Source organism: Vermiculatibacterium agrestimuris (genome assembly GCF_943193085.1).
In the GTDB taxonomy this organism is placed as follows: Bacteria; Bacillota; Clostridia; order Oscillospirales; family Oscillospiraceae; genus Vermiculatibacterium; species Vermiculatibacterium agrestimuris.
In genome coordinates this window covers 24,856-35,647 of the sequence record NZ_CALPCU010000021.1, presented here as the reverse complement: position 1 = coordinate 35,647, position 10,792 = coordinate 24,856, and the positions used below count along the sequence as shown (strand labels likewise).

The 10,792-nt window shown below is 59.4% G+C and carries 9 protein-coding genes; 2 read left to right on the top strand and 7 right to left on the bottom strand.

Going from position 1 to position 10,792, the window contains the following annotated elements; genetic code table 11:
• Positions 1-50 precede the first annotated feature (50 nt).
• The 7 genes from NFR87_RS08060 to NFR87_RS08030 form a co-directional block, all read right to left on the bottom strand.
• Positions 51-1,172, bottom strand: coding sequence for a TRAP transporter substrate-binding protein (locus NFR87_RS08060; protein ID WP_251448783.1), 1,122 nt, complete (start codon positions 1,170-1,172; stop codon positions 51-53).
• Positions 1,173-1,221: 49 nt separating this feature from the next.
• A complete protein-coding gene (locus tag NFR87_RS08055) occupies positions 1,222-2,346 on the bottom strand; it encodes a 2-hydroxyacyl-CoA dehydratase subunit D (protein ID WP_251448782.1) in 1,125 nt (374 codons plus the stop codon).
• Positions 2,343-3,626 carry a 2-hydroxyacyl-CoA dehydratase subunit D gene (locus tag NFR87_RS08050; protein ID WP_251448780.1) on the bottom strand — a complete coding sequence of 428 codons (1,284 nt, stop codon included), beginning with the start codon at positions 3,624-3,626 and terminating at the stop codon, positions 2,343-2,345. Before NFR87_RS08050 ends, NFR87_RS08055 begins: the two co-directional genes overlap by 4 nt.
• 13 nt (positions 3,627-3,639) lie before the next feature.
• Entirely contained in the window at positions 3,640-4,929 is a 1,290-nt protein-coding gene (locus NFR87_RS08045; RefSeq protein WP_251448778.1) for a nickel pincer cofactor-dependent isomerase, group 22, read from the bottom strand.
• A gap of 13 nt (positions 4,930-4,942) precedes the next feature.
• Positions 4,943-6,184: a CaiB/BaiF CoA transferase family protein gene (locus NFR87_RS08040; RefSeq protein WP_251448776.1), complete on the bottom strand. Its 1,242-nt coding sequence runs from the start codon at positions 6,182-6,184 to the stop codon at positions 4,943-4,945.
• A gap of 15 nt (positions 6,185-6,199) precedes the next feature.
• A complete protein-coding gene (locus NFR87_RS08035) occupies positions 6,200-7,345 on the bottom strand; it encodes an acyl-CoA dehydrogenase family protein (protein WP_251448774.1) in 1,146 nt (381 codons plus the stop codon).
• 218 nt (positions 7,346-7,563) lie between these two features.
• Positions 7,564-8,337, bottom strand: coding sequence for an acyl-CoA dehydratase activase (locus NFR87_RS08030; protein WP_251448771.1), 774 nt, complete (start codon positions 8,335-8,337; stop codon positions 7,564-7,566).
• 275 nt (positions 8,338-8,612) lie between these two features.
• On the opposite strand from NFR87_RS08030, the gene NFR87_RS08025 reads away from it, so the two are divergent.
• Together NFR87_RS08025 and NFR87_RS08020 are read left to right on the top strand one after the other, a co-directional pair.
• Positions 8,613-9,839, top strand: a complete 1,227-nt coding sequence (locus NFR87_RS08025) for an MFS transporter (RefSeq protein ID WP_338147046.1) — start codon at positions 8,613-8,615, stop codon at positions 9,837-9,839.
• A gap of 7 nt (positions 9,840-9,846) precedes the next feature.
• On the top strand, positions 9,847-10,767 hold the full coding sequence (locus NFR87_RS08020; protein WP_251448769.1) for an AEC family transporter: 921 nt from the start codon (positions 9,847-9,849) through the stop codon (positions 10,765-10,767).
• Positions 10,768-10,792: the final 25 nt, after the last annotated feature.

The following is a 10,792-nucleotide window of genomic DNA, read 5'->3' as shown; positions in this document are numbered from 1 at the left end:
GGGGCGGGCGGCCGACCCAAGGTCGGCCGCCCATAGCACGGGTTCTCTTATCAGCCAGTGATGCGGTTGACTTCGTCGATGATCTCGTTATACCACTCAGAGCCGATCTTCTCCTCGATGGTGGGCCAGGTAGTGGCGGCCTTCTCCTTGAAGGTAGCCTTCTCGGCGTCGGTGGGCTCGTACACGTTCATCTGCGCGGAGAGCTCATCCAGGTAGGTCTGCTCCTGGGCCAGCAGGCCCTCCCGGCACATCTTGGTGGCGTCCTCGGCCACTTCCAGCATCAGAGCCTGGAGGTCGGGGGAGAAGCTCTGCCACACATCCTCGCTGACAGCCATGGTGGTCAGGGTGTAGGTATGGCCGGTGAGAGTCAGGTAATCCTGAACCTCATAGTATTTGTTGACCACGATGTTGCTCAGGGGGTTCTCCTGGGCCTCCACCAGACCCTGCTGCAGGGCGGAGAACAGCTCGGAATAAGCCACAGGAGTGACGGAGCAGCCCAGGGCCTCCATAGCGGCGATCTGGTAGGGATCGTTCTGGGTGCGCAGCTTCAGGCCCTTCATGTCGTCGGCGGTGTGGACATCGGTGCTCTTGGTGGTCAGGTGACGGAAGCCCATGTCATAGTAGACCAGCACACGGATACCGGTATCGTCCAGGATCTTCTGGGTGATCTTCTCGCCCTGGGGGCCGTCCATGAACTCAAAAGCGGCCTCCTCGTTGGGGAACAGGAAGGGGAAGTTAAAGGGCATGAAGCCGTCGGTATAACCGCCCCAAGAGCCCTGGTTCAGGGTGATGAACTCGAACGCGCCGGTCTGGCAGCCGCCGATCATCTCGTCAGCGGAGCCGCCCAGCTGGGCGTCCAGGAACAGCTGGAGCTTTACCTTGCCGTTGGAGCGCTTCTCCACCTCATCGCAGAAGTACTTGATGCCGGCGCCATAGCCGGGCAGCTCCAGGGTGGAGGCCTTGGCGGAGGTGTTGACCTTCATGGTCAGGGTCTCAATGTTATCCACATTGTAGCTGCCGGAAGCGACAGCCTGGCTCTGGGCCGGGGCGGGATCGGCGGCCTTGGACTCAGTGGGAGCCTGGCTCTCAGTGGCGCCGCCGCCGCAGGCGGTGAGGGTGCCCAGCAACATAGCTGCGGACAGGGACAGGGCGATCAGTTTGCTTCGATTCATTGTGTTTTCCTCCTCTTCGTTTTTGATTGTCTATTTATCATCACACTGCTCAGCCCAACATTTCTGCAAAGGTCTGGAGCCGTGTTCTGATCTGTTCGGTGCTGCCTGGCTGCTGGTCTACCTCCAGGCAGAGAGTGGGCACGCCGATCTCCTTTAGTGCCCGGGAGATAAGGGGATAATCATACTCCTCAGGATCGCAGAACTTCATCTGGCAGAAGATCATGCCGTCGGCGCTGGTCACATTGGCCATATCCACCAGCATATCAACGCGTCCCTTTCCCTCGTCGTGCGCCAGAGAGCAGAGCTGCCCGCGCCATTTACCCGCCAGGCGCAGGAGCGGATCTCCCTGGCCCTCGGGGATGGGGGCGGTGTACTGGCGGCTCTCCTGGGCCAGATCGTCGCCCACCACGGCTACGTTGTTATCCGTCAGGATCTGCAGTAGACTGTCAGGCTCGGCGGCGATGCCGGAGAGGAGAACGCGGCGGCCCTTAAAATGGTGGGGCTGAGTGGCCTTCAGGGAGGAGATCAGTTCCCGCATGAGGCGGGTATGCTCCGCCTTGGACATAAACCAAGCGCTCTTCATCACATGGTGGCGGGCCACCGGGTCGATGATGTCCAAGTGTTCGTTGGCGATGGCAGTGAACTCCCGCATTACGGCGGTGTGCTCGTTGTATACGCGGATGGAATTCTCCAGCGCTTCCTCCGTGATGGAATGGCCGCAGATGGCCTCCAGCTTGTTTTTTACGGTCTCAAACTCATACCGCAGAAACTGGATGCCGGCGTCGGTGCGGTTCTGAGGATAGGACACGGGGATCATGGGAATGTCGGGCACGCCGGCCAGCCAGTCCTGGGTGATGCAGCGGAAGGTGTCGCACAGGGTGGGAATGATAACTGCCGACAGATCCTTCAGCTTACCGGACAGGCCCATCTCCAGCGAGGACTGGAGGATGGGGCAGGCAAAGACCGGGAGGTATTTTTTGGCCAGATAGGGCTCCATTTGGGCGCCCCAGACGCCGAAGGGAACCATACCGGCGGCGTCTACCAGTTCTTCGGGGGTGTAGGAGGGGAAGCATCCCACCACCTTTTTGCCCTGGGCGAGTTGGGCCTCCAGCATCTTGCGGGGGTTCTCCGCCGCAAAGGACAGCTGGGACAGGATATCCTGCGGTTCCATCATTTTTTGCCCCCTTCCCGTTCTTTTTTGCGTTGTTCCATCACTTCCACCAGGCCCTGGATGCGGGTCTCATATTGGGCCTCGCTGTAAGCCCGGAAGTCGGCCTGATCGCCGTCGAAGGAGGTGAAGGGGATGCCGGTGGCCTCTGAGATGCGGCGCTGAGTCTCATACTGCTGGCAGTCCATGACCTTGCAGCTGCGGTTGACATGGTAAATGGTGCCGTCTACCTGGAACTTCTTATGCGCCTCGATCCGGCGTGCCACCACCGTCTCCAGGTTGTTATTGTTGTTGGGCAGGTCGATATAGGCCCGGGCAAGACCGTCCAGATCTCCCGGCTCGTACTCCAGTCCCCAGGCGTTGACATAGCCGGTGGCCACCATATTGATGCCGTATTTTTTCAGCGTCTTGAAGGTGTGGCCCAGATAAGGCCAGCAGGCGATGCCCTCCCAGAAGACCCGGTATTCCTCCTCAACAGGGAAGGTGCTCTTGCCCTGGGCGATGTTCTCCTTGATCTCAGATATGAGCTGTTCCAGGACGGCGGTGGTGCTCTCCTTGCCCCGGTTACAAACCATGCAGGACATATAGTTGAACAGGTCGAAGCCGGCTAGGGGGGCGGGCTTTACAGCCAGAAGCTCGTTGGCCTCCCGCCAAAGATCCTTGTTCCGCTGGGAGATGCGCATGACCTCAGTGAGCCTGTCGTAGTCCATTTTTTTGCCGGAGATCTCCTCCAGGCCGTGAATCAGATCGTCGATTTGGGCGCGGACGTACTTCACCTTGGCGTCGGAGGCGCAGGGGTCGTAGTTGTAGACCGTATCGATGAGAAACATGGGCACCTGGAACTGGTGGGCCAGGTTTTCGAACCACTTGGTCAGCTGGTTGCAGATGTTGTTGCAGCACAGCACAAAGTCGGGCTTGGGCATATTGTTGCTCTCCGCCGTCAGGGTGTCCATGTAGGCCAGACTGGTGCGGGCATAGGAGCAGATGTCCATGTTATAGCCTGCGGCCTCGGCATGAGCCAGCAGGTCGTCTGACTGGTGCCGGGCGGCCAGGCCGGCGGCCTGGTTTTCCGGATATACAATGTAGAGGCCGAGAGCCTCGGCGATCTCCTGGGGGAAGATAGAGGCAGACCAGCCGATCTTCTCTCCCCGGGCTTTTGCGTCGATGGTGTCCTGATAGAGCTTGGCAAGCTGCTCGCCCACCATGATCCGGGACTTGGGCAGCGGTTTTTTGGGCTTTTTGGGCGCGGCGTCCGGAGCCGCAGCCTGAGTCGTTTTTTCTTCCATGATCTCCCTCGATTCAATCCTTAATATAGCCGTCGGCATCGAAATCGATCTCAAAGGGCTCCGAGAGGATCTCCACGTCATCCCGGCTCTGGAGCTCTTTGGCCAGGTTTTCCGAGACCTGGATCTCCTCCATGTGCATGGTGTCTCGGATCCGCACCACCCGGGCATTGGAATAGTCAATGCCGGTGCAGGTGCGGATGGCCCAGCGCAGGGCCTCCCGGTCATTCTCCGCAAAGCAGGGAATGCGGCAGCCGGGGAGGAAATTAGCCGTCATCATGTTTGTCCAGGTGATGGCCCAGTCCACGTCCCGGACACAGCGCAGGGTGGTCACCTCGATGGTGCCGATGCCGCTGGCGTTGTGGTGGGTCTCCTCTGTCAGTCCCCGGACAAAGATGTTCTGGCTGACCAGAGCGCCGGGATAGATCCGGTCTCGGCGGGCCACCACATTGGGGTCGAAGCCCGCTCCGCCGATGTTTTTGCCGATTTGGTCGATGATGAGCACATCGGTGTCGGGAAACTTGAATCTGGCCAGCTTGTCCTTTGCGATTGCCAGCAAAGCCGCGTCCCGCTCCACGATCCGATCTTTTTCAATGACCTCCAGGTCGCTGATGTCGTCGTAGGCATTCTGAACCAGGCCAACGGCGAAGAGAACGGGCTCCTTTTCCAGGCAGAGGGCACCGGCTTCTGGGATCAGGCGGTCGAAGACCTCGTAGCCCTTCATGTGCATGGTGGCGGCGCCCTTGTGTTTGCCAAGGCCGATACACAGCATTTTCAGAAGTCCGCTTTCATGGGGACCTTTGAAGCTGGTGTGGGGCTTGATCTTATTGACCACCACGATACCGTCGGAGTGGTAGGCGTATTTGTCGCAATAGACGGGGGTGCCGTCCGCCAGCGTGCCAACCTCTACCACATCCATGGTGGCCCGGATGGGACAGCCCATACTCTCCTCGGTGATCCCGTAGGTGGCCAGCATCTCCACCTGACCCTCCGCCGTGCCGCCGGCATGGCTGCCCATGGAGGGGACGAGGAAGGGTTTTGCTCCCCAGTCCTTGAGACAGTCCACCAGGGTCTTCATGATCTCCTGATAGAAGGGGATGCCCCGGCTGCCCGCCGTGATGGCGATCTCCTTTCCCGCGTAGAAGTCCTTATTCTTGATCTTCTCTTCCATCTCCTTACGCAGATGGGCAGGGACATCCTCGATCTGGAAAGGATCATATTTCTGGCGTATCTTCACCATCTTGGGCAGAACCACCTGCTCCAATCCTTCCATTTTTGCGTTGACCACAGGAAAATCAATATACATTTTGTCTTCTCCCTCAGCCTTTCACCGTAATGGTGGGGCCTGCCACGTCGCCGTCCTCCATGAGGGCTTTGATCTCCGCATCGGAATAGCCCATCTCCTTCAGAATGGCCTCCGTGTCGGCGCCGGTGAGCTTGGCGGGTTGGAATTCCGGCCAGGGACAGGAGGCGATGGCCGCCGGGGCGTGGGCAAAGGGGGCCTTTTTTCCGTTGGGGTACGCATGGTAGAAGATGTACTCGTTTTCCAGGGCCTGGGGATCCTCCACCAGCTCGGTGAAGTGCTGGGCCTTCTCAAAGGCGATGTCCGCCTCGGTCATGATCTTGGCCCACTCGGCGTAGGTCTTGGTGGCGAAGATCTCGTCCATGATGCGAACCTGCTCCTCCATGGCGCCCTGCTCCTCCACCGCCTTTCGGGTGACGAACCGGGGATCGGTGGCCAGGTCGGGGCGGCCCAGGACTTTGGTGGCCACATCGGCCCACTGCTTGTCGTAAGCGGTGGCCGCCAGGTAGAACCACTCTCCATCCTTACACTTATAGGTGTTGGAGGTGGAGTTGTTGGGTTCAAAACGGGTACGGGGCCAGGGCTTACCGCTGTACGCGGACAGGAAGCCGGAGCTGAGGGCGAAGCAACCGGCCTGGAAAAGGCTGGCCTCCACCAGGTCGCCCTTGCCGGTGGTGGAGCGGCGCACCAGGGCGGCGTTGATGCCGGCCACCAGGGCAGTGGCGGCGAAGTGGTCGCCCAGACCGGCCACGGTGTTCACCAGGTCGCCGCCCCGAGGGGCCGCGTCGGCCATCAGGCCGGAGCGGGCGTAGAAGGCGGTGTAGTCAAAGCCGGGCTTACCACTGGCCGGCCCCTTTTTGCCGTAACCGAGGATGGAGCCGAAGACCAGCCGGGGAAACTCTTCCTTCAGGTCGTCGTAGGAGATGCCCAGCTTCTTCAGCGCGCCGGGCCGGTAGTTGGTGATGAGGACGTCGGCGGTGGCAAGCAGCTTGCGGAACACCGCCATGCCCTTTTCACTTTTCAGGTTCAGGGCCACCCAGCGCTTGTTGCCGTTTTCGTTGTCGTAGCTGGGGTTGCCCGTCTGGCCCCGGTCGTAGATGGGAATATTCATGTAGGGGCCGTTGTTGCGGTAGGTATCGCCGCTGAGCGGCTCGATCTTGATGACGTCGGCGCCCCACTCCGCCATAATGCGTCCTGCGGTAGAGGCAGCCAGGAAGTTGGAAAGATCCAGAACCTTGATACCCTCTAAAGGACCCACGTTTTGTCCCTCCCCTTATTTGAAGAGCTGGCCGGAGATGACCACTCTTTGGATCTGGTTGGTGCCTTCAAAGATCTGATAGAGTTTGGCGTCACGCATCATCTTCTCCACGGGGTACTCCTTGGAGTAACCATAGCCGCCCAAGACCTGGACAGCGTCGGTGGTCACCTTCATGGCGGTGTCGCTGCAGAAGGTCTTCACCGCGGCGCCCACGCGGCCGTCGTAGATGCCCTGGTCGATGAGGGTGGAGGCGTACATACACATCTGCCGGGCGGCCTGGGTCTGGATGTCCATGTCGGCGATCATGAACTGGATGGCCTGCTTGTCGCACATGGGCTTGCCGAAAAGGATGCGCTGCTTGGCGTAATCCACACAGATGTCGATACAGGCCTGGGAAATGCCCACGGCGGTGGAGGAGCCCAGGGGGCGGGAGCGCTCCAGGGTCTTCATGGCGATGCGGAAGCCCTCGCCCTCTTCGCCGATCCGGTTGGCGGCGGGAACGACCACATCCTCAAAAACCACGTCGCAGGTGTTGGAGGTGCGCAGGCCCATCTTGTTCTCGTGCTTGCCCACAGAGACGCCGGGCCGATCCCGCTCCACCAGGAAGCAGGACATACCGCCCCGGGTGCCCTTTTCCTTATCGGTATAGGCAAAGACGGTGTAGATGCCGCCCAACTCTGCGTTGGTGATAAAGCACTTGCTGCCGTTGATGACGTATTCATCGCCTTTGCGCACGGCGGTGGTGCGCAGAGAGGCGGCGTCGGAACCGGAGGAGGACTCGGTAAGGCAGAAGGGAGAAAAGCCGCCGGGCACCACGATATCGGCAAGCTTGCGCTTCTGCGCCTCAGTGCCGAAGACCATGCAGGGGGTGGAGCCAAGGCCGTTGTTGCCCAGAGTGACGCTGAAGCCGGCGTCTACCTTGCCGAACTCCTCGCGGATGACGGTCATCATGCGGGCGGTGAGGCCCATTCCGCCGTATTCCTCGGGAATGTTCATGCAGTGAAGGCCCATCTCAATAGCCTTCTTCACAGCCTCCATGGGGGTCTCGCTCTTCTCGTCACACTCGGCAACAATGGGCTTTACTTCCTTATTCATGAAGTCCCGCACCATGAGCTGGAGATCTCTCTCCTCGTCGGTGAGTAGATAGTAATTGTTGACCATGCTATACTTCCTCCTTAATTGTGGACCTAAGTCCTGTCTGACTATATAGATTAGCAACTCCTATGCCAATTTTTCCGCACCGGCCCCTTTTGACCCTTTTTGTAGGCGCGGGGACTTTTTCCGCTTTGGGACAAGGGGCTGCCCATAGGGGGCGGTGCGTGCAATTTTGCACAAATTTGCCGTGAAGGCGCACATTTTGCCTGCACATGGGAGGCGTCTTATTGCATCCGCTCAGCGGCCAGAAGAGCCGCGCCCAGGGCGCCTGCCAGCTGGGCGTCCGGGTGAACCAGCACGGGGCGCTTCAGCTCCATCTCCATGGCGCGAACCACGCCTTGATTCAGAGCCACGCCACCGCTCATGGCCACCTGACCTTCGATTCCCACCCGCATGGCCAGAGCCGCCACCCGGCGGGCCACCGAGATGTGGATGCCGGCGGCGATATCGCTGAGCTTTGCGCCGGCGGCAAGGTGGGAGATGACCTCCGACTCGGCAAAGACGGTGCACACGTTGCTGATGCTCACAGGGTGCTCAGACTGCGCCGACAGCTGGCCAAGCCCCTCCACCGGTACGCCGAGCACCTTTGCCATCACATCCAGAAAACGGCCGGTGCCCGCGGCACATTTGTCGTTCATGACGAAGTTCATCAGCTTGCCCCTGCTATTGATTTGAAGGGCCTTGGCATCCTGGCCGCCAATGTCGATCACAGTGCGGACTTCAGGCAGAAGAAAGCCGATCCCCCGGCCGTGGCAGGTCACCTCGCTGACCTGATGATCTGCACCGGGAAAGGTCAGCCGTCCGTAACCGGTGGCCACCATGCAGCCGATGTTCTCCCGGCACAGCCCGGCCTGGGCCAGGGCCTGCTCCGTAGCTTGTCCCGGCCCCTGGGTGCCGGTGCCCATATTCACCACCGTTTTTGCCAGGATCTCGCTTCCATCCTGGAGGATGATTGCCTTTGACGATGTGGAGCCCACGTCCACTCCCATAGTGATCATTTTGTACCTCCCCTTTCTGGGTCGTCTGCTTTATATCTGTTGTGTAGCAAAATTGATGCCAGTTTTTTTGCCGGATGTTTTCGGCTTTTCGTCCCCGTTCGCTTGTGCATTTGCCCACTATTTTGTGCAATTTTGCACAAAATGCACAATTTCGACAAGGGGTGCAGCGCTGTTTTGCACCAGATTTCCTCATCACAAAGGTTGGCACACCGTTTGCTACTTTTATTAGATAAAAGCCTTACCCAATTTAACTCAGGAAAGCATAGGTGTGAGATATGAAGCGACATTTTCCCTTTTTTTACGGATATGGGATGTTGGCCGCTGTCTGGTGTATCTATTTCTGTGTATTTGGTACGGTGCTCTATAGCACGTCCGTCATCAATGCAGGGATGCAGCAGGCAATGGGATTCTCGGAGCGGTATATTGGTCTTGCGGGCACCCTGTGCACCCTGGTCTCCGGACTGGTGGGGCCGCTGGTGGGGCGGCTCATCTCCAAACGGGGCGTGCGTCTGACCTTTCTCATCGGCAGCGCCATGGTGATCGCCTCCAGCCTGGCGCTGGCCTTTTTGCCTCAGAGCGTATTCTCCTTCCTGCTTCTCTACGGTCTGGTGGTGGGCGCCGGCATGGGCTTTGCCGGGCTGGTTTCGGTGCAGAGCGCTGTCAATGACTGGTTTGACCGGAAAAAATCCTTCGCGATGGCCATCGTTCTCACCGCCGGGTCTGTGGGCGGCTTTATGGCGCCTCAAATCGTGGAGCGGCTTCTCTCCGCGGGGGACTGGACGTGGGGATGGAGGTATGTGGCCGCCATGGCCGGGGTTGCCCTGGTCGTCTCACTGCTGTTCATCGTAAACCGCCCGGAGGATGTGGGCCAGTTTCCGGACGGACTGCCCCCGGCGAAGCGGGAGAAGGGGGCGGCACAGGACGGGGAAGAGGAAGGGCCGCCGGATCGCAAGGCCTTTGTGCTGATCCTCTTCAGCTATGCCACCCGCACCTACATCTACTACTCCATTATGGCTTATCTGGTCATTTTCCTGCGCTATAAAGGCTTTTCCAGCGCCTATGGCGCCGACTGCATTGCCCTGATCTCCCTGTTCAGCCTGGCCGGCCGACTGCTCATGGGCGTGATCCCTGAGCGGCGGGTGCCCGCCAATGTGACCCTGGGGCTGGGCAATATCGCCGTGGGCGCAGGGGGACTGCTGATCTGTCTTTTTGATGGATCCCTCCCCATCCGAATAGGGGCCGCGGCCTTTGGCGTGGGCGTGGGGTTTGTGACGGTGGCGCTGCCCCTTACCGTCTCCCGCGCCTTTGGTCAGAGGCGATTTGCCGGGATCAACGGTAAACTGAGCCTTATCAACTACCTGCTGGCCGCCGGAGGGCCCGCCATCGTGGGACAGACCGCCGCCTGGCTCAATGATTACAGCCTCCCGTTGGGTTTTTCCGCCGTGCTGGTCATCGCGGGAGGCGTGGCGGCCTTCTTCCTCCGCTTGAGAAAGGAGAGCTGACGCCGACATGATATATGTGAGAAATCTGCTGGATCTGGAAGGTATGATGTTTGTCATAATCCTTCTGGGAGCCTTTACGATCAAAAAGGGGATCCTTACGGATAAGGGGAGGGGAGAGCTTACCGATCTCATCCTGTTCATTGTTTTTCCCTGCTATATCCTGGACTGCTTCATCAAGAACATCGGGGCCTTCTCTGCCGGAGGCTTCATTGGTGTTATGGTTGCCTCGGTGGCCCTTCAGGCGGCCACCATCGTTCTCAGCCGGCTGCTCTACCCCAGGGTGGATCCCAAACGGCGGAGCATCCTGCGCTATGCCATCATCGTCTCCAACTCCGGCTTTCTTGGCTTCCCGCTGGTGGGAAGCATCTTTGGGGATCAGGGGCTCATCTATGCCTCCATCTTCCTCATCTTCCAGCGCATCAACAATTTCTCCGTGGGCATCTCCTACTTTACCGCCGACGGCTCCAAGGGTTTTCTTCGCCGCACTCTGACGCATCCTTGTATCGCTGCCACCCTGGTGGGAGTGGCAATTATGCTGCTGGAGCTGCGGCCTCCGGAACTGGTGTGTACCGTTCTCTCCTCGGTGGGGAGCTGCTCCACCCCTCTGTCCATGATGCTTATTGGCATGGTGCTGGCCAGCGCCCCTAAGGGAAAGCTGGTGGACAGGGATATCATTACATACAGCATCCTGCGGCTTTTCCTCATGCCCGGCGGTATGTTCCTCATCTGTAAACTGCTGGATATGGACGTCGTCCTCACGGGCACTGCCGTTCTCCTGACCGGGATGCCCGCCGGTACGCTGTCGGTGATGCTGGGGGCCAAGTACGGCTCCGATGCACCCTTCGCCAGCCGCCTGGTGATTTTCACCACCCTTTTGTCTCTTGTCACCATCCCACTGTGGTGTCTGGTCTGTGTGTACCTGGTCTGAATGAAAGAAGAAGGAGGTCATTTCC

Coding starts and splice junctions, on each gene's coding strand:
- NFR87_RS08055 (WP_251448782.1), bottom strand. CDS start 2,346: ATGATGGAACCGCAGGATATCCTGTCCCAGCTGTCCTTTGCGGCGGAG.
- NFR87_RS08035 (WP_251448774.1), bottom strand. CDS start 7,345: ATGGTCAACAATTACTATCTACTCACCGACGAGGAGAGAGATCTCCAG.
- NFR87_RS08030 (WP_251448771.1), bottom strand. CDS start 8,337: ATGATCACTATGGGAGTGGACGTGGGCTCCACATCGTCAAAGGCAATC.
- NFR87_RS08020 (WP_251448769.1), top strand. CDS start 9,847: ATGATATATGTGAGAAATCTGCTGGATCTGGAAGGTATGATGTTTGTC.
- NFR87_RS08050 (WP_251448780.1), bottom strand. CDS start 3,626: ATGGAAGAAAAAACGACTCAGGCTGCGGCTCCGGACGCCGCGCCCAAA.
- NFR87_RS08060 (WP_251448783.1), bottom strand. CDS start 1,172: ATGAATCGAAGCAAACTGATCGCCCTGTCCCTGTCCGCAGCTATGTTG.
- NFR87_RS08045 (WP_251448778.1), bottom strand. CDS start 4,929: ATGTATATTGATTTTCCTGTGGTCAACGCAAAAATGGAAGGATTGGAG.
- NFR87_RS08025 (WP_338147046.1), top strand. CDS start 8,613: ATGAAGCGACATTTTCCCTTTTTTTACGGATATGGGATGTTGGCCGCT.